This is a genomic window from Pseudolactococcus plantarum (assembly GCF_002441715.1).
In the GTDB taxonomy this organism is placed as follows: domain Bacteria; phylum Bacillota; class Bacilli; order Lactobacillales; family Streptococcaceae; genus Pseudolactococcus; species Pseudolactococcus plantarum.
This window is the reverse complement of record NZ_JXJX01000011.1, coordinates 53,352-73,429: the sequence shown is the minus strand read 5'-3', so window position 1 is coordinate 73,429 and position 20,078 is coordinate 53,352. Positions and strand designations below refer to the sequence as shown.

The following is a 20,078-nucleotide window of genomic DNA, read 5'->3' as shown; positions in this document are numbered from 1 at the left end:
TTAGGATGTGATTGTTTTATTTTCATGATCAATTTTTGCTATCGCTCAGTATTTGAGCTACAATGGATGTACTATGAGTATATGGAAAATGGAGGGGTTTCGTGAGGCGTTTATTAAAATATGCACGAGATTATCGTAAACAAATTATCTTAGGACCTTTTTTTAAATTTTTAGAGGCAGTATTTGAATTAGTTCTGCCTTTATTAATGGCAAGATTGATCGATAAAGGGATACGTGCTGATAACAAAGTAGTACTTTGGCAAACGGTTGGCTGGATGATCGCCATGTCAGTCATCGGTATGGGTTGTGCTCTCGTCTGTCAATACTATGCCTCAATCGCTTCACAAGGATTCGGTACTGTCCTTCGCAATCAATTGATGAAGCAGATTAATCGGTTGTCTCACCAAGAATTAAATCTTTTTGGGACAGATACGTTAATCACGCGGTTAACCAGTGATATCAACCAATTACAGTTGGCTATTGCCATGTTAATTCGCTTGGTTGTGAGAGCACCTTTTCTAAGTGTCGGTTCTGTGATCATGGCTTTTTATATTGATTGGCAAACTGGCTTGCTTTATCTGATTTTATTGCCAATATTTTGTGTGATTCTCTACTTTATTGTTCGCTATAGTGTGCCTTTGTATCAACGTGTGCAAAAAAAATTAGATGAACTTAATGAATTAGTCAACCAAAATTTAAGTGGTGTTCGTGTGATTCGTGCATTTGCAAGGCGCAAACGAGATGTCGTGCAATTTAACGAGGCATCTGATGATTTGGCACATGTCTATCAACGGGTGACAAATTTATCAGCCCTATTATCTCCAGCCACAACACTTGTCATGAATCTAGGCATTGTTGCCTTGATTTTTATTGGTGGGATAAAAGTTAATACGGGACGTCTCACACCTGGTGAAGTATTAGCCTTGATTAACTATATGAATCAGATGCTATTAGCCTTGATTGTCGTGTCAAACTTAGTCGTGATCTTTACGCGTGCAGCAGCATCTGCCGCTCGAGTAAATGAAGTCTTGGATCAAAAAACAGCGTTGCATCAGCCTGAAAACGCTAAAACTGCACCAGATCAAGTGGAGTTTGTCAGGTTTGACAAGGTGGATTTTCGATACGAAGCAAAAGCAGGTCTTGCACTAGAAGATATCAGCTTTTCCTTGAATTCAGGTGAATTTTTGGGTATTACAGGTGCAACAGGTAGCGGTAAGACTACTCTGACACAACTCATCCCGCGTTTTTATGACGTTGCAGCGGGTCGTGTATTGGTCAATGGCTTAGATGTTCGAGAATGGGAGTTAACGCATTTGCGTCAACAAATGGGCTTCGTCCCGCAGACGTCAGTTTTATTTCATGGGACGATTCGTGATAATTTACAGTGGGGGAATCCTGGTGCAACAGATGAGGCTTGTTGGCAAGCCCTCACAACAGCTCAGTGTCGCGAATTTGTAGAAAAGTTACCAGACGGTTTAGATACCATGGTGATGGAAGGTGGCAAAAACTTTTCAGGCGGTCAAAAACAGCGGTTGAGTATTGCGCGTGCTTTGATTCGTAAGCCACGGCTGTTGATTTTAGATGATTCTCTCTCCGCCCTAGATTACCAGACGGATTTAGCCCTACGACAAGCGCTTTCACGTGATTTAGCAAGTGCTGTCATCATCATTTCTCAACGTGTCCGCTCCATCCAGCACGCCAAACAGATTCTCGTGTTAGAAAATGGTCGTTTAGTCGGAAAAGGCAGTCATGAAGCCTTATTAGAAAACTCACCAGAGTATAGAGCCATCGTCAAATCTCAGGAGGAAACACATGAATAAGCAACAAAATAATCATTCACTACGTTTTTTTCTCTCTTATCTAAAAGGGTTTCCTATAGAGATTATTTTATCCATTGTTTGTGGTCTTGCCAGTGGTGTTACAGTCGTTTTGATGACTTATTACATCGGGATTAGTGTTGATCAAATGACACAAGAGGGGCAAGTTGATTTTACTGCGATTAAGCATATTTTAACCTTGTTTATTGGTGTTTTAATCATCACAGTCCTCAGTCAGTGGATCTTACAGCGCTTGAGTAATCGCCTTGCCTATCGGTCAGTCGCGGTGTTGCGAAAAGATGCATTTACGCATCTCAATAAATTACCTCTGAGATATTATGATCAGACAGCTCATGGCGATATTGTCAGTCGCTTTACTAATGATATGGATAATATCTCATCAGCTAGTGCTGCTGTATTTAACCAAGTGTTTTCAGGGGTGACCATTGTGGTGATTGCACTGGTATTTATGCTCTACTTAAGCCCGATGTTAACACTTGTCGTCTTAATTTCGACGCCTATTATTTTTCTAGTGTCTTGGCTTGTCGCGCGTGCATCTCAACAAGATTTTATCAGTCAGCAACGCATTATCGGTCAAGTGTCTGGTTTTATCACAGAAATGATTGGGAATCAAAAAACGGTAAAAGCATTTCAACGTGAACTGATCAATCAATCAGAATTTGAAACGATGAATCAAGAACTCTATGTAAAAGGACAAAAAGCACAGTTTTCATCTGCTTTAACCAATCCTTTATCACGGTTTGTCGATCATTTGGCTTATTTAGCGGTAGGCTGTGTGGGTGGTCTCTTAGTGTTAAATGGCTCAACAACTGTTACAATAGGCATCATCTCTAGTTTTACCATATATGCAAGCCAATTTACGAAACCCTTTATAGAGATTTCAGGGATAACCGTACAAATTCAAACAGCTTTTGCTGGGTTAAGACGGACACAAGAATTGCTAAATCAACCTATTGAGCAAGCAGATTCTGTGGATGCAAGCGTCTTGAGTCATCCAAGAGGTGAGATAGAGTTTCGTGATGTTAGTTTTGGCTATAATCCTGGTCAAACCTTAATTTCTGATTTTTCACTAAAAGTAGCACCAGGCCAAATGATTGCCATAGTAGGGCAAACTGGCGCAGGAAAATCAACCTTGATTAATTTATTAATGCGGTTCTATGATGTGGATAAAGGGGCAATCTTAGTGGATGGCATAGATATTAGACACATCACACGAGATAGTTTAAGACAAAGTTTTGGGATGGTTTTGCAAGATACTTGGCTGTTTGGTAGCTCTTTAAGAGAAAATCTAAGATATGGTAGGCAGTCGGCAACCGATGAAGACATCTATAAAGCTTTAAAAGCTGTCTATATGTACGACTTTGTGAAACGTTTACCTGACAAACTAGAGACGCAAATAGGTGCACAAGCGCTGAAGATTTCAGAAGGACAACGGCAATTATTAACGATTGCTAGAACGATGATTAGTGAACCGAGCATGTTGATTCTTGATGAGGCGACTAGCGCAGTTGATACTTTAACTGAACAAAAAATTCAACAGGCATTTATGAGCATGATGACCGGTCATACAAGTTTCATCATTGCACACAGATTATCAACAATAAAAAATGCTGATAAAATTCTTGTTTTAAATCAAGGTCAAATCGTAGAGATTGGTAGCCATGATGAGCTGATGAAAAAACAAGGGTATTACTTTAAGTTACAACAAGCTCAGTTTGCACAGTAAAGCGATAGTTATGGTCGATGCATTAGCTTTTGCTTAACTGACTTGTGTCTTAGCTTACAAGTTTGTTATCATCATGAACGATCAAGTCTGAGATTTTTCTCGGATTTTTTCGTATAATGAACTTAGTATATCTTAAAGTATTGGAGAAAAAGAATGAAAACACGTGGATTTGAAGTAATCACAGCATACAAAGATAAAGGGATTGAAACACCAGTTCGAGGCACAGCGCATGCTGCTGGATATGATTTTGCTGCAGCGGAGACTGTAGAGATTGCACCTGGTGAGATAAAACTGATTCCAACTGGTATCAAGGCTTATATGCAAACTGGAGAGGTATTATATCTCTATGATCGCTCATCAACACCGCGAAAAAAAGGGTTGGTCCTTGCTAACAGTGTAGGGGTGATTGATAGTGATTACTATGATAATCCTAATAACGAAGGTCATATTTTTAGCCAATGCTTAAATATTACAGATAAAACAGTGACCGTTACTAAAGGTGAGCGTATTATCCAAGGTGTCTTCATGCCATTTCTAATTGCAGATGATGATGATGCCTCAGGTGTACGTGTAGGCGGATTTGGCAGTACTGGAAGCTAATTTTCTAGTAGGATGCTGTCGTGTTAGAAAACATAGTAGACTGATGTGATAAGGATTTTGAAAATAAACGATATAAAGAATAGGAAGAGATAGGACAGTGGCTAAAAACAAATCAACATTTATTTGTCAATCTTGTGGGTATCAATCCCCTAAATATCTTGGCCGCTGTCCAAACTGTGGGGCTTGGAGCGCTTTTGTTGAAGAGGTAGAGACTAAAACCGTTAAAAATGCGCGTGTCACACTGACCGGTGAAAAGGCTAGACCTGTGAAACTGGGTGAGGTGGAGAGCTTGGATACACCTCGTGTGCTTACAGATATGGGAGAGTTCAATCGTGTCCTAGGTGGTGGGGTTGTTCCTGGTAGCTTGATATTAATTGGTGGAGATCCAGGTATCGGTAAATCTACGATTCTATTACAGGTATCAGTACAGTTAGCACATCTAGGTCGAGTGCTTTACGTTTCTGGTGAAGAATCTGCCCAGCAAATAAAGATGCGAGCTGAACGCTTAGGCGATTTAGACTCTGATTTTTATCTTTATGCTGAAAATAATATGCAACATATCAGAAGTGAGATTGAAAAATTACAACCTGACTTTTTGGTAATAGATTCGATTCAAACGGTCATGAGTCCAGAAATCACAGGGGTACAAGGATCAGTTAGTCAAGTACGTGAGGTGACAGCTGAGTTGCTTCAAATCGCTAAAACTAATAATATAGCGACTTTCATTGTTGGTCATGTTACCAAAGAAGGTAGCCTTGCAGGTCCTAGGATGTTGGAACACATGGTAGATACTGTACTCTACTTTGAAGGTGAACGTCAACATACATTTAGAATTTTAAGAGCCGTCAAAAATCGTTTCGGATCAACCAATGAAATCGGTATTTTTGAAATGCAGTCTCAAGGTCTAGTAGAGGTCACGAATCCAAGTGAACTATTTTTAGAAGAACGTCTTGAAGGGGCGACAGGATCGGCCATCGTTGTATCGATGGAAGGGACCAGACCTATCTTAGTTGAAATTCAATCTTTAATCACCCCGACTGTTTTTGGTAATGCTAGACGAACGACATCTGGTCTGGATTTTAACCGTGTTAGTTTGATTTTAGCGGTATTAGAAAAGCGAGCAAATCTACTCTTACAAAATCAAGATGCCTATCTAAAATCGGCAGGTGGTGTCAAGTTAGATGAGCCGGCGATTGACTTAGCAATCGCAGTAGCTATCGTGTCTAGCTATAAAGAAAAAACGACGCCTGCTGATGTTGCATTTATAGGAGAAATCGGGTTGACAGGAGAGATTCGACGCGTCAACCGCATCGAAAGCCGGATTAATGAAGCAGCTAAACTAGGCTTCAAAAAAATTTATGTCCCGCAAAATTCGGTGTCAGGTGTAACAATGCCAACCGGTATAGAAGTCATAGGCGTCGCAACATTAGCTGAAGTTTTACAAAAGGTTTTTAACTCATAAGAGATTATGTCGGTAATTTTAAGAAAAATGTGTTAAAATTAAAAAGTGTAAACATTTCGACAGCATATGTGAGTATGATGTTGGCTAACTCGTATCGATGGTAATACAAAAATAGATTATGATGCCACCGTTTTTAGGTCATAATCAATAAAGGAGAGGCACATGAAGCGTATTATTATTCATGTCTTGATGGTCATCGTTGGTGCAACGATTGGCGATGCATTTTTGCCTGAATTTTGGACATTAATTAATCAAAGACAGTTTCAAAACAATGTAGTAGTTAACAGTTTAATCGGCGCAATTATTTTTCTGATTTTTTCTATTTTATTTATTAGACTATTACTTAACTTTGTTGAACAAATTGATAAAATTGTTGCAACGATCAATATCCCAAAGATTACCTTAGGGTTTATGGGAGGCGTTTTAGGGTTGGTTATTGGTGCGATTGCAAGTATTCCATTGTGGATATTACGCATCCCAATTTTATCAACCATTATTCCCTTTTTACTGATGATGTTGGCAGTTTATGTCGGTTACAGCGTGTCTACAAAAAGAGAAACTGATATTCTGAATTTTTTTAGTAAAAAGAAAACATCTCTTGCAGTTAAAACGGATAAAATAGATAGAAGAGATAAACGTAAAGTTAAAGGGTATGCCAAATTATTAGATACGAGTGTCTTGATAGATGGACGTATCCTAGATATTCTAAAAACTGGATTTTTAGATGGCGATATTATCGTGCCTAATTTCGTATTACTAGAATTACAGCTATTATCTGATAGTAATGATAATCTGAAGCGTGCTAAAGGCCGTCGGGGACTTGATTTAGTAAACGATATGAAAGAGGTTGCGAATGTGACTGTGTCTGCTAAGGATTATCAAGATATCCATGAAGTTGATACAAAACTCTTACGCTTTGCATCTGAAACAGGGGCGGCTTTGGTTACAAATGATTTTAATCTAAACAAGGTTGCAGAAATTCAGGGCGTAAAAGTCTTAAACATTAATGATTTAGCAAATGCTGTCAAACCTCAGTTGATTGTCGGAGACACACTATCGCTTACGATTGTTAAGAAAGGGACTGAAAGACGTCAAGGGATCGGTTATCTACCAGATGGGACGATGATTGTGGTTGAAGATACTGCAGATATGTTAGATAAAACAGTAACTGTTGAAGTAACGAAATCATTGCAAACATCTGCTGGTCGCATGATTTTTGGTGAGCTTGTAAGATGAGACAAGAACGGAAAAAAAACTATAGTGCTATCATCTTAGCTGCTGGTTCAGGTCGTCGAATGGCTGCAGATCAGAATAAAATATTTTTGAAATTAGGCGAAAAAGCCATTTTTGAGTACTCTCTAGAGTTGTTTTTATCTGACCCAGACTGTCAATCTATCCTGCTTGTAGGAAAACCAGAGGAGCAAGCTTATTTTTCTAGCTTTTTGTCTGACACCGTCAGATTTGTCTCAGGTGGTGCTGAAAGACAAGATTCAGTCAGACATGCTTTAGCTGAGGTGACGAGCGACTATGTAATGATCCACGACGGTGCAAGACCGTTTGTGACTTTACCGCTCTTGAGCCTACTTAAAGCACATGACAATGCGATTTTGGCTGTACCTGTTAAGGATACAATCAAACAAGTCGCATCAGATCATCAGATTAATCAAACAGTGCCGAGAGACGCACTTTGGGCAGCGCAGACGCCTCAGTTTTTTGAGACTACATTGATTAAAAAAATGCATGATACAGCTAAGTTAGAACAGTTTTTAGGAACTGATGATGCTAGCTTAGTAGAAGCATATGCGACTGATGCTGTGGCAATTGTTAGCGGATCTTATGAGAATATTAAAATCACAACACCAGAAGACCTTATCTTCGGAGAAGCAATTTTGACACATCGAATAAAACAAGAAAGTTGTGATAAGTTAGAGACGAGGTAAAGGAACTAGATGCATTCATTTAAAATTGGACAAGGGTATGATGTTCATCAACTTGTTGAAGAGCGTGATTTGGTCATTGGTGGCGTGACGATACCTTATGATAAAGGCTTGTTGGGTCATTCTGATGCTGATGTGTTGTTACATGCTATCACTGATGCCATTATTGGTGCCTTAGGTCTAGGTGATATTGGTCATGCGTTTCCAGATACTAATCCTGAGACACAAGGGATTGCCTCTACAAAAATCTTGGCTGATATCTATGATATGATGCGAGAAAAAAGGTATGCTATCGGTAATATTGATGCGACAATCCTAGCTGAAGCACCTAAGATGGCCCCTCATTTACAGCAAATGAAGGCTAATATTGCTTTGATTTTACATACAGATGTTGCAAGTGTTAATATTAAAGCGACGACAACAGAAAAGTTAGGGTTTGTAGGTCGTAAAGAGGGTATGGCTTGTGAAGCTGTTGTATTACTTGTCCATCAGTGATGTTGATAGGTCAGGTTGGTAAGACAAAAAAGATACGATCAGATGGGAAGTTTATCTCATTTGTTTAAAAAAGACGTCAGTAACCATATTGGCGCTTTTTTTGATATTTTGGTAGAATAGGAATGACTATTTTAAGGAGAAGAAATGACAAATAAAATTCGTGTGCGTTATGCACCATCACCTACAGGACTTTTACATATCGGCAATGCTAGAACAGCGCTATTTAATTATTTATATGCGCGTCATCATGGCGGAGACTTTATCATACGTATCGAAGATACTGACCGTAAACGCCATGTTGAGGATGGCGAGCGCTCTCAACTAGATAACTTACGCTGGTTGGGGATGGATTGGGATGAGTCGCCAGAAACGCATGAGCGTTACCGTCAGTCTGAACGCTTGTCACTTTATCAAACCTATATTGATGCATTATTGACATCTGGTCATGCCTATCATTCTTATAAGACAGAAGATGAGATTGCAGCAGATCGTGAAGCACAAGAAGCTAAAGGTCTACCGCCAGTTTATATCAGTGAGTATGCTGGTTTGAGCGATGCTGAAGTTGAGGCTTATATTGCTGAGCGTAAAGCAGCTGGTATCGAGCCAACAGTGCGTATCAAAGTGCCAACTGATGCGATCTATAAATGGCACGATATCGTTAAAGGAGATATCGAATTTGAAGGTAAAAATCTTGGTGGTGACTGGGTCATTCAAAAACGAGATGGCTATCCAACCTATAATTTTGCGGTAGTAGTAGATGATCACGATATGCAAATTTCTCACGTTATTCGTGGAGATGATCATATCTCAAACACACCTAAACAGCTAATGATTTATGAAGCACTAGGCTGGGATGTCCCTGAATTTGGTCATATGACGTTGATTATTAACTCAGAGACCGGTAAAAAATTATCAAAACGAGATACTAATACCTTACAATTTATCGAAGATTATCGTAAAAAAGGCTATTTACCTGAAGCAGTCTTTAACTTTATCTCGCTATTAGGTTGGAATCCTGGTGGAGAAAAAGAAATCTTCTCACAAGCACAACTCATTGAGTTATTTGATGAAAAACGTTTATCAAAATCTCCTGCTGCATTTGATCAAAAGAAATTAGATTGGTTAGATAACGACTATATCAAAAATAGTGAGTTAGAGACGATATTTGATTTAGCGACACCATTCTTAAAAGCAGCAGATCGCTTTGATGATAAATCAAAACATTTAGTGGCGTTATATCAACCACAATTAAAATCAATAGATGAAATTGTGCCACTAACAGATTTGTTTTATGCTGACTTCCCTGAACTGACAGATGAAGCGAAAGAGGTGTTAGCAACTGAAACTGCGCCAGTCGTTTTGAAAAGCTTTAAAGAAAAGTTAGAAAACTTATCAGAAGCTGATTATGTTAAAGACAACATCTTCCCTTTAATCAAAGCTGTTCAAAAAGAAACAGGTATCAAAGGCAAAAACTTATTTATGCCGATTAGAATTGCTGTATCAGGTGAAATGCACGGACCAGAGCTACCAGATACGATTTATCTATTAGGTAAAGCAAAAGCTGTTAGTCATCTCGCACAATTCATAGACTAAATAGCTACATAAATCACAAAACTCAAAAAGAGAACAAATCAGATTTGTTCTCTTATATATCGTCATATATCGTCATATATCGTCGTGATAGGCGTTGATTTAAAGGTGATTCACAAAAAAATCAAATATGTCACGTTCGTCACGAATACTGTCCCAAGTCCCTTCGGGATGCCACTGGATACCCATCAAACGCTTGGTTTTATGTTCAACTGCTTCGATGACACCGTCGCTTGCATGAGCGATGCTGACTAGGTCATCTGCTAATCGATCTATCATTTGGTGATGATAAGAATTCACGTGATAAGCAGCAGGTAAAAAATTTAGGCTAGAGTTGGGATCAATCTCTACAGTATGTGTTGTGAAGTGTGATTTTGTTGGTGCTTGTAGATGCTTGATCGTTGGTGTCTGCATCAGAGATAAATCCTGATATAAAGTCCCTCCGAGTGCCACATTAAGCAGTTGATGACCACGACATACCCCTAGTAACGCTTTCTCTTGTTTGATCACTTCTTGAATCACAGCTAATTCAAACCTGTCACGATCAGGATTTGTACTACCCAACAGGTTATGGGGATCTTGTCCGTAAAACTGAGGTGAGACGTCTTCTCCGCCAGTTAAAAGGACTTTATCTACTAAACTGATGTAGTGAGGGAGGTTGCGCAACGCTTTATCAATAGGGATGATAATCACTTGTGCACCAACGCTTTGCAAAGCATCTATAAATGCTGTGCGTGTATATGTGACAGGAAATTGGTGGAAAGGGAATTCAGGTGTACTTAGAAATTGTGACCCAATAATGCCAATAGTTGTCATAGCTTAACTCTCTTTCGGAATATATAGTCGTGATTTTTCTAGATTAATGTCATACGTGACCTCACGATTATCGCGTATGGTATGTTCGAAATCGGTACTATAAATGACTAAGCGTAATGTATCGTTTGCTTCAAACTCATAGATAGTAGGCTGTAAACGCATCTCAACTCTCATCCATTCATCAGGGATCACAGAGTTGATTTCGGTTAATTTCTGGCGGTTTTGAAGATTCATAAAGCCTTTTGTGACAACTTGATAAGGTGAGTCTACTAAACTGAGCTCACGTAAGTCATCTAGCATAAAGTTACGACCACGATCGATGACTTTACTAGCTAATAGGCGACTCGTGTCAGTAAATCGTTTTTTGTTGCCAAAGTCTAAAATTTGAGCTGACAAGATGCCTTTGTTATCATTTAGCTTGATGTTAAGGGTTAAGACAATCTGACCGTTTATTCTTAGGTTTTCAGGCATATGGATGTCGATGATTGTCGCATTTGCCTTACCTAAAAACAAGTCAGATTTGAACTGTTTAAAGTCACTAGCATATGCCTTAAAGCATGCATCAGGATAGTGATTATCAAAGTGTTCCAGCTCGCCCTGATAACCGAGTTGGATCGTTTCAATGTGTTGAGCACCAAAACCTGGCAAATCTAGAAAGCTTTGGTTGACACTATTTTGTTGCCAGATGACAGGTGGAAGTGTTAGCGTCAGCTCTCGTGATAACAATTTTGCAGTAAAATAGGCATTGATCGTCTCTGAAAAATCAATTGATTGCCAATTGTTCATATAAATATGACTACCTTGGTGTAGAAAAGCATGTTTATTGACCTGTTCAGGAAGGCTATGCCAGAAATTAAACGCATGAGAAGTGGTGACATTAAAATCTTGCAGTCCGTGGACAATCAGGACATCCGCCTTGACTTTGTGAGCGTTTGGTAAGTAGTTGCGGTCGTGCCAAAACTTGTTATAATTACCTGAATCACGGTCCAAGTGTTTGGTCATCTCGTCTAAATTATGTTTATACGCTAAATTATTTTTGGCAAAGTCTGCTGCATCTAGATTTTTAGAGTAGGTTAATGCTGCTAAAACATCTAAGTCTTCTCCAGGAAAACCACCAGGACTGCGAACTAACCCATTTTCACGATAGTAATCATACCAGTTTGTAATACCTGCTTCAGCAAGGATAACATCAAGACCGTCGACGCCTGTCGTTGCAGCACCATAAGCGAGTGTGCCTAGGTAAGATTTACCAGTCATCGCAACATGACCGTTAGCCCAATCAGCTGTTGTCGTGTGTGTTTTTTGACGTGAGGTAAAGCCACGTGCTCGACCATTTAACCAGTCAATGACTGCAGTTACACTTAAAATCTGCTGATAGTCACCAGATGTTTGAAAACCATCAGATCCTAGAGTCCCAACTCCTGCGACATAGACTGAGGCAAAGCCACGTGCTAACAAGTAATCATTCAGTGAATAAGTCCAACTGTGCGTGAAGTGTTCTAACTCCAGGTTCTGATTGGCAGGTTGTCCAGCTGTTTTATCATAGTTAGGCAATTTGTGATTACGAGTTGAAAGATCGATCATGTGAGGTGTTTTTTGCGTTAACGCCTGTGTCATATCATGCAGTTGAGCATCATTTGCAAGTTCATTAATGCCGAGATGATAGGGACTTGCAGTCATGACAACAGGTAATTTACCTGCAAAATGCGGGCGAATAATCTGGACTTTTATGAGATCATAGCTACCTGTATCTAGCGTATCAACTGGACTCTCAATATACACAACTTCACGACTTAAGTTTTGTGTATCAAAAGTGGCAAGAGATTTATCGTTAAAAAAATGATAACAATTATCAATAGGTATCAGTCCTTCTGACACCAGATGTTCAACTAATGTCATACCATGTTTTTGTCTGGTGTTTAAGAGTAAATAAATTGCATGAATCAAAACTGAGCTATCACAAATATTAGCTGTTATATCGACTAGTGGCAGCTGAATACGTCGTGCAAATGATAACGCATCAGTAAACTGGAAGTCAAAATTAGCAACGAACCCAAGTAACTGCAAGCCAACACCATAGAAAATGTCCCACGTTAAAGGGGTATCTGCTTTAAAAAAATCAAGTAGTGTTTGTGTTTGACTAGTAGCTAGAGTCGTTAAGTCAATAGGAGATGAGTTTAAAAAGTGTTTGAATTGTGACTTGGCAGCTAAGTCAGTATTAAAAGCAAAGCCTAGTTCGGATAAGTCTACAAGTTGTTGTGCAGGGGATTTGTCAATAATAGAAAAGTGATTGAAGTGCATGTTACCTCCTTAAAAAACTAAGATTGATACGATGAAAAATAGTTGTGTCGTGACGCTATCATCAAGCAATTGTTTAAATTATAACAAAATAGTCACTATATCGTCGTAAATGCTACTCAAAAAACATTTGTGACTGAAAAAAAGACATCATGACACAAAGTAAGTTTGGATTAGATAGGGCTAGAGATAGCCAATTGCTTTATTTTTATAAGACTTGGTTTAATTTATAGCTTAAATTAAACTGATTTGGAATGTAAACGCTTTCTTACGCTTTACATGGTATGTGTTTTCTGATAAACTTATATAGTATTAACAATAGCAATTTATTAATTTTTTTTGAGTATGAGTTTTGCTTCTCAACTCAATCAGTACAACAATTATACTAAAGGAGATTACGAACAAAAATGGACGTAACATGGATGACAAAATACCTCGCTGAGTTTCTCGGCACAGCGATTCTAATTATTCTTGGTAATGGTGCAGTAGCAAACGTTGACCTTAAAGGGACTAAAGGCTACGGTTCAGGATGGATGACTATCGCATGGGGATATGGTTGTGGGGTTATGATCCCTGCTTTGATGTTTGGTAATGTTTCAGGTAACCACATCAACCCTGCGTTTACATTAGGACTTGCAGCATCAGGATTATTTCCTTGGGCGCATGTGGCACAATACATCATCGCACAAGTATTAGGTGCTATGGTTGGTCAAGCGATTATTGTAATGGTTTATCGCCCATTCTATTTGAATACAAACAATCCAAACCATATTCTTGGGACTTTCTCAACAATCGATAGTTTAGATAACGGGTCAAAAGAGAGCCGTCGGTCTGCTACGATTAATGGTTTCCTAAATGAATTTATTGGTTCGTTTGTACTTTTCTTTGCTGCATTAGGGTTAACTAAAAACTTCTTTGGTGCTGAAATTGTACCAGGAATTGAAAAGTTATTGGCTCAAGGTGGTAAAGCTGCAAAAGTTGCAGATATGGATATGCCAACAAAAATTCAACAAGGGATTACTGGGTTAACAAGTGGTAATGCTGGTTCTCTTGCAGTTGCTCATATTGCACTTGGGTTCTTAGTATTGGCACTTGTTGCAGCACTTGGTGGCCCAACAGGTCCAGGACTTAATCCTGCCCGTGATTTAGGACCTCGTATGTTACATGCTATTTTGCCTAAATCAATTCTTGGCGAAGCTAAAAGTGATTCAAAATGGTGGTATTCTTGGGTACCAGTTGCAGCACCTATTTTAGCTGGTCTTTGCGCGGTTGCACTCTTTAAGATTATTTTCTTATAAGCAACGCCTCATGATACACATACAAAAGCACCTTGGTTATCATAACCAAGGTGCTTTTGTATGTTACTAGGGTTACAGTTAATACTAAGGCTCATTCATTTAGCCATAAAAAAGACAATCATGCCAAAGGCATTCCATAGAAAATGAACTGACAGATTAAGATAAAAGTTTCTATATTTGATGTAGAGACCGGTAAGTACTAAACTCATGAGACCATAGGTCACAAAACTAGCAATGTTAGTTGGGTTATGTGCCAGTGTAAAGAGTCCCCAAGCAAAAAGGGCAGCTATCTTAGGCCATTTGTTGAATATAAGTTCAAATGACGAGACTCTAAAAATCAATTCTTCAAAGAAACCAGCAGAAGTTGTCATGATGAAGAATATGACGGGAGGTAACATCTTGCCAATTGCATCAACAACATCCTGGTTTGCGGTACTTTTCGTACCAGTTAGGTGCATAATCAAGCCTGAGATGAGTGCAACTGCAAACATAAGTCCAAATCCCATAGCAATTTTACCGAATTGGAAGTAGCGCCATTGGATCGCTGGGATTAAGTGGTACTTTCTTGCCCATTGGTAAGATAGGATGACACAAATGGCAAAGATGATTAAGAATAAGCCAATCTTCCATAAGCTAAATTGCCCATGTTTGTTCATTGGGATAATGACGGCATTTTGTGAAACTTGCCAAAGGATAAGTAACCATAGGATACTGAGCCTAGATACCCATGTTTGTTTGGAGGCTTTGTGAGGTGGCAGTGGTGTTTTTTTTGTGACTTCGAGTTCTGTTTTTTCAAAATAATCCATAAATATAAAATAACATATTTTGTTACCGATGTCTAAAAAATAGTGACAAAATCATCCAGTGATGTCAATTTGAAACTTAAATTAACATATCGTGTGAAAAAAATAATAAAACAATAAAATACATACAAAATTTTTGTAATATTTGTAATTGTCGCTTATAATAGTTAGAGACAAAAAACCACTGAAAGAATTGAGATTGAATAGATGAAGACGATATTTGAAAATGTTAGCGGCATGGTACCTGTGATTCGTGTTAATAATAGAGAATTAAACTTAACATTTTATAAAGAAGCATTAGGCCTCAAAGTTATTTCTGAAGAAAATGCTTTGGCGATTTTAGGCGGTAAGACTGCTAAAACAATAGATGACGCAGTGCTTATTATAGAAGAGTCACCTAGCATGAGAACACGCGCTGTAAATGGTGTTAAAAAATTAAGAAAAATCGTTCTCGAAAGTCCAGAATTTACAGAAGGTTTTGAGAAAACCTCTCCCGAAGGTGATGTCTTTGAAGTAGTCCCTAGTGCGTCGACATCTGATGAGCTTAAGATACGTGATATTGAGTTGTCAACTGCTAATCTTGCTGAAAGTTTGGCTTTTTATACAGAAGGGTTTGGTCTCAAACAACAAGATAATCGTATATTCCTACCTTTTGGTACGATCAGTTATACACAAGCTCAAGGTCCTGATTTGATGTCTAAACCAGAAGAAGTATGGGATTTAGAGATTATTGAATTTAAGGTAGCTAAGACAGTTGATCTTAAGCAGATTGCAGAACAGTTAGATGACTTATCTTTAGCTTATTATGTAGATCCAAAAGCTAAGGTTTTAACCTTAAGTGATGCGCAAAATACAGAAATCTGGTTTGCTAAATGACCATTGCGCTACTAGAGCCTATTCAAATCATTAAAGCATATATTGCATCTGGAGTTTTTCCAGGTGCTTCTTTTGCTTTTGTAGATAAGGGAAAGATAAGTAAACACACGTTTGGTAATGATAGATTGAAGCCAGAAATCGTGAGCTTAAAACCGGATATGGCATATGATCTAGCAAGTGTATCCAAAGTAGTTGGGACAGGAACTGTTTTGATAGACTTGATTTTGTCTGGGCAAGTCGCACTTGATGCGTTGTTAACAGACTATTATCCTGAGTTTGAAGGACAAGGTGCAGAGAGTTTAACCATTCGTCAATTAGTGACACACACCTCAGGGATTAATCCTTTTATCAAAAATAGAAATGACTTATCCTATAGTGAACTAAGAGCAGCGCTTAACCGAGTAGATGCAAGTTTAGACAAAGTGTTTCATTATTCAGATGTGAATTTTATTTTATTAGGATTTATGTTGGAGGCGATGTATCACAAAGACTTATCGGCTATTTTACAGGATCAAGTTTTCAAGCCATTTAACATGACCCATACTGGATTTATCGCGCCAGAACATACAGTGTCGACAGCATGGGAGTTGCCAAAAGGTGTCGTTCATGATCCTAAAGCACGTGTGCTCGGGAATCATACCGGTTCCGCAGGATTGTTTTCTACCTTAGATGATTTAGTTAACTTTTCACAAGCATATTTTGAAGATGACCGGTATCTGGCACTACTTAAGGACTATAGTTTGACTCAAGATATGAGAAGTATCAGCTGGGATATCCTTAAAGGTGATGAAGCAAATAAGCGTGATGTAACCTCTCAATGGTTATTACATACAGGCTATACTGGTACGTTTGTGATGATCAATCTAAAAACGCAGCAAGCAGTTATTTTTCTATCTAATCGGGTTCATCTAAAAGATGATCGACCAGGTTGGATTACGGATAGAAACTTATTAATCAACTCATTTGTCAAGGCAATGCAAATATTAGAAAATAGATGAAATTTTCAAGAAAATATGGTATAATAATCGGAAATTTGAAGCTATTTTTAAAGGAAGTAATCCCAACATGTTGACGACAAAAGGTTATAGTTACCGCTTTACTTTAGGGCCTAGGCGCTGATGTTGAAAACTTCGATGATTGGTTACGATAGTGCTATTGATGTTCAGTTAGCACTGCCTATACCAAAAGAGATATAAAGACAGGACAAAACAGATGAGTCGTATGATGCCAGCAAGAGTTCGTGCTGATGGTATGGAAATATTTGAACAAGGATTGATGGTAGATGTCTCTATCAAAGATATGAAGCTATCGGCAGATGTTGATGGAGAACAAGTTGTTTATGATCTAGATGGTCAAAATGACTTGTGTTTTTGTGATGTTTTTCAAAAAAATAAACGATATTGTAAACATATTGCTGCAGTAGAAGAATATCTGAAAAAATCGGATGCAACAGCGGTTAAAGAGGAAAAAAAGGCGTTTGCAGCTGAAGTTGAAAAATCTAAAGAGTTATTAGCGTCTTCTGATTTTCTCTCAAAAATAAATGATGATAAACACGCTAGTGTCGTTGGTAAAATCAAAATATGTTTAGAGATTACCGATGCACAATTAACTGAATTATTCCATTATCATGCTGGAGAATTTTTAGTTTTTACATTAAAAATTAAGTTACCGAATACGAGCAGAGCGTATATTATCAAGGATATTCCGCATTTTATTGCCCTGTTGAAACAATCAGGAGACTATCTAATTGGTGGCACGCGTATGGTCACATTATTGATGGAAAGTTTTGATACGGTAAGTCGTCACTTTCTAAGTTATTTACTGAAAGTCACGCCGAATCAAGATGATATCGCGATGACTAACCTATATAGAAAATTGGGCAGATATTTTGTACCTCATGCAGGATTAGTACCAGATCTTCTTAATCTCTGCGCTGAGATGGAGTATACCCTAAAACTGTTAGACAGACCGGTCACTTATTTTAGTGTCCTTCCTTTAAGCGATGAAGGTGAATTATATCATTTTGAAATTAAACCGTTGGATGATGTCATTGAGTTAATTGTGAAAGAAGTGGCTCACTATCCGTTATTTGAGGGTGAGATGATCTACTATGATCACGTTTTTTATACGTTAAATACAGCGCAACGTCACATCATTAAGTTGCTGTCAACTTTACAAGCTTCCTCAGATGGGGCAAGAATGCTCCATTTGGATTATGATGATAAGGATAGATTAGCTCAAGCACTCCAAGTATTTGAGACGATTGGGTATGTTGACACACCAGAAGCGTTTAAGATTCGCGCGTTCAAACCAAAGTTTTTGTTTGACGTGGATCGATTTTTAAATTTGCAAGTTATATTTGATTATGGTGACTTTCAAATTACGAGCTTCAAAGCGTTAGATACGGTTGATTTTTCACGTAATTTACGTCTGGAACAACGTATTTTTGACTTATTAAAAGCATATGGTTTTTCAATCGGCTTTGATACCAAGATTGATCGACCTCAAGGGCAAGATATCTATACGTTTTTTACACAGCTATTGCCTGAATTTTCTAAGATTGGTGAGGTGATACTATCTGATTCAGTCAAATCACTACAATTAACTGATCCGATTGATATTGATGTTGATCAAAATGGTGGGTTATTAGATATTAGCTTCAAACTACCACAAGTTTCTGATACGGAGTTTTCTAAACTTGTGGCTAGGATACAGGCTAATGCAGGTTACTATGTGACAGAATCTGGTAAGTTAGTCCTCTTAGATGATAAGTTTGATGCTGTGAAACATGTCTTAAGTGATATGCCAGAGATGTTAACAGTTGAACAAGGAAAAATTTCAGTACCAGTCTTTAAAGCATTTCAACTGTCTAAAATTTTTGATAATTATACGGGCATTAGCTTCACGAAAAAATTTGAAACGCTTTATCACCATTTAACAGAACCAGAAACTTTTCCTTATAGCAAACCTGAGCAAGTTGATGCAACACTTAGAACTTACCAAGAAGATGGTGTGCGTTGGATGAATATGTTAAGCGCTTATAATATGGGTGGCGTGTTAGCTGATGATATGGGATTAGGTAAAACCTTACAGTCTATCACTTATCTTGCAAGTAATCTTAAAGCAGGTGAAGTCGGCTTGATTGTCGCGCCTTCTAGTTTGATTTATAATTGGTCGAGCGAATTTGCTAAATTTGCTGAGTCAATAAACGTTGTCGTCGTCAATGGTACCAAACAAGAGCGTAATGTATTGTTGTCACAAAAAGAGACACAAATTTTTATTACAAGCTATGGTAGTTTCCTAAAAGATGTTAGTATTTATCAAAAACGCGACTTAACTTATTTGTTGATTGATGAAGCACAAACTGTTAAAAACTTTAATTCTAAGACCAATAAAGCTCTATCTCAATTACATGCAAGACATACGTTTGCGCTATCTGGAACGCCTATCGAAAATAGGGTAGACGAAATTTGGGCGATTTTTCAAATCATCATGCCAGGTATTTTAGGTGAAAGAAAGCAATTTAGAAAACTAAAATACGAGGCGATATCACGCATGATTCAACCCTTTGTCATGCGCCGTCGTAAACAAGATGTATTACTTGAACTACCTGAAAAACTTGAAATGATCCAATATAGTGAGCTAGAAGAAGCACAAAAAATTATTTATTTAGCCCAACTTGAGGCCATCCAAAATCGAGTCAGAGATATGGATGATTATGAATTTTCACGTTCAAAAATTGAGATTTTAGCAGGTATCACCCGGCTACGTCAGATATGCGATACACCAGCATTATTTATGAGTGATTATGCTGGTACTTCTGGTAAATTAAAAAGCTTATCAGAACTTTTACAACAAATCAAAGATTCAGGTCACAGACCGTTAATCTTTTCTCAATTCCGAAAAATGTTTCCACATATTGAAAAACAACTTCAATCAGCAGGAATCTCTAGTTACCAACTGACAGGTTCAACACCAGTTAAAGACCGGATTAAGATGGTTAAAGCCTTTAATGCCGGCTCACGTGATGCCTTCTTAATTTCTTTGAAAGCTGGTGGGACAGGTTTAAATTTAACATCTGCTGATGTTGTGATTTTGATTGATTTATGGTGGAACCCATCAGTTGAAGAACAAGCTATTTCAAGAGCACATCGTATGGGACAGACCAAAACTGTAGAGGTAATCCGCTTAATTACTCGAGGTACAATAGAAGAAAAAATCATGATGTTACAAGATAGTAAGCGTGATATGGTCTCAACAGTGCTAGATGGTGGTGGTGTAGATAATACAATTTCTAGAGATGAGATGAAGACTATTTTAGGGATTTGATGAGAAAAAA

At 38.1% G+C, this 20,078-nt stretch carries 15 protein-coding genes; 12 read left to right on the top strand and 3 right to left on the bottom strand.

The features are described 5' to 3' along the window. Positions 1–101 precede the first annotated feature (101 nt). The 8 genes from RU87_RS08055 (at position 102) to gltX (ending at position 9,651) form a co-directional block, all read left to right on the top strand. Positions 102–1,820, top strand: a complete 1,719-nt coding sequence (locus RU87_RS08055; RefSeq protein WP_068163836.1) for an ABC transporter ATP-binding protein — start codon at positions 102–104, stop codon at positions 1,818–1,820. Next, the gene (locus tag RU87_RS08050; protein ID WP_068163838.1) at positions 1,813–3,564 is read left to right on the top strand and encodes an ABC transporter ATP-binding protein; all 1,752 of its coding nucleotides are present in this window, start codon (positions 1,813–1,815) and stop codon (positions 3,562–3,564) included. Before RU87_RS08055 ends, RU87_RS08050 begins: the two co-directional genes overlap by 8 nt. Positions 3,565–3,717: 153 nt before the next feature. Beyond that, the gene (locus RU87_RS08045; RefSeq protein WP_068163840.1) at positions 3,718–4,164 is read left to right on the top strand and encodes a dUTP diphosphatase; all 447 of its coding nucleotides are present in this window, start codon (positions 3,718–3,720) and stop codon (positions 4,162–4,164) included. Positions 4,165–4,261: 97 nt separating this feature from the next. Continuing rightward, positions 4,262–5,626 (top strand): DNA repair protein RadA, encoded by a 1,365-nt coding sequence (gene radA / locus RU87_RS08040; protein WP_068163842.1) that lies wholly within the window; start codon positions 4,262–4,264, stop codon positions 5,624–5,626. Positions 5,627–5,788: 162 nt separating this feature from the next. Continuing rightward, the gene (locus tag RU87_RS08035) at positions 5,789–6,862 is read left to right on the top strand and encodes a PIN/TRAM domain-containing protein (RefSeq protein ID WP_068163845.1); all 1,074 of its coding nucleotides are present in this window, start codon (positions 5,789–5,791) and stop codon (positions 6,860–6,862) included. Further along, positions 6,859–7,566 (top strand): 2-C-methyl-D-erythritol 4-phosphate cytidylyltransferase, encoded by a 708-nt coding sequence (gene ispD, locus RU87_RS08030; protein ID WP_068163847.1) that lies wholly within the window; start codon positions 6,859–6,861, stop codon positions 7,564–7,566. The genes RU87_RS08035 and ispD overlap by 4 nt, the downstream gene beginning before the upstream one ends. A gap of 9 nt (positions 7,567–7,575) precedes the next feature. Further along, complete coding sequence (ispF, locus tag RU87_RS08025) at positions 7,576–8,058, top strand: 2-C-methyl-D-erythritol 2,4-cyclodiphosphate synthase (protein WP_068163850.1); 483 nt, start codon at positions 7,576–7,578, stop codon at positions 8,056–8,058. A gap of 144 nt (positions 8,059–8,202) precedes the next feature. Beyond that, positions 8,203–9,651, top strand: a complete 1,449-nt coding sequence (gltX, locus tag RU87_RS08020) for a glutamate--tRNA ligase (protein ID WP_068163853.1) — start codon at positions 8,203–8,205, stop codon at positions 9,649–9,651. A gap of 99 nt (positions 9,652–9,750) precedes the next feature. Here the strand turns inward: gltX and RU87_RS08015 are convergent, their stop codons facing one another. After that, a complete protein-coding gene (locus tag RU87_RS08015; RefSeq protein WP_068163857.1) occupies positions 9,751–10,464 on the bottom strand; it encodes a gamma-glutamyl-gamma-aminobutyrate hydrolase family protein in 714 nt (237 codons plus the stop codon). A gap of 3 nt (positions 10,465–10,467) precedes the next feature. Beyond that, entirely contained in the window at positions 10,468–12,765 is a 2,298-nt protein-coding gene (locus RU87_RS08010; protein WP_068163860.1) for a Xaa-Pro dipeptidyl-peptidase, read from the bottom strand. 404 nt (positions 12,766–13,169) lie between these two features. Here RU87_RS08010 and gla point away from each other — a divergent pair, with 404 nt between their 5' ends. Next, positions 13,170–14,060, top strand: a complete 891-nt coding sequence (gla, locus tag RU87_RS08005) for an aquaglyceroporin Gla (protein WP_068163863.1) — start codon at positions 13,170–13,172, stop codon at positions 14,058–14,060. Positions 14,061–14,155: 95 nt separating this feature from the next. Here the strand turns inward: gla and RU87_RS08000 are convergent, their stop codons facing one another. Continuing rightward, on the bottom strand, positions 14,156–14,866 hold the full coding sequence (locus RU87_RS08000; protein ID WP_068163868.1) for a CPBP family intramembrane glutamic endopeptidase: 711 nt from the start codon (positions 14,864–14,866) through the stop codon (positions 14,156–14,158). A 204-nt stretch (positions 14,867–15,070) separates the two neighbouring features. Between RU87_RS08000 and RU87_RS07995 the strand changes: the two genes are divergently transcribed. From RU87_RS07995 to RU87_RS07985, 3 genes are all read left to right on the top strand, one after another. Further along, positions 15,071–15,739 (top strand): CppA N-terminal domain-containing protein, encoded by a 669-nt coding sequence (locus RU87_RS07995; RefSeq protein ID WP_068163872.1) that lies wholly within the window; start codon positions 15,071–15,073, stop codon positions 15,737–15,739. Further along, positions 15,736–16,737 (top strand): serine hydrolase domain-containing protein, encoded by a 1,002-nt coding sequence (locus RU87_RS07990; RefSeq protein ID WP_068163894.1) that lies wholly within the window; start codon positions 15,736–15,738, stop codon positions 16,735–16,737. Before RU87_RS07995 ends, RU87_RS07990 begins: the two co-directional genes overlap by 4 nt. 214 nt (positions 16,738–16,951) lie before the next feature. Further along, positions 16,952–20,068 carry a DEAD/DEAH box helicase gene (locus tag RU87_RS07985; protein WP_068163897.1) on the top strand — a complete coding sequence of 1,039 codons (3,117 nt, stop codon included), beginning with the start codon at positions 16,952–16,954 and terminating at the stop codon, positions 20,066–20,068. Positions 20,069–20,078: the final 10 nt, after the last annotated feature.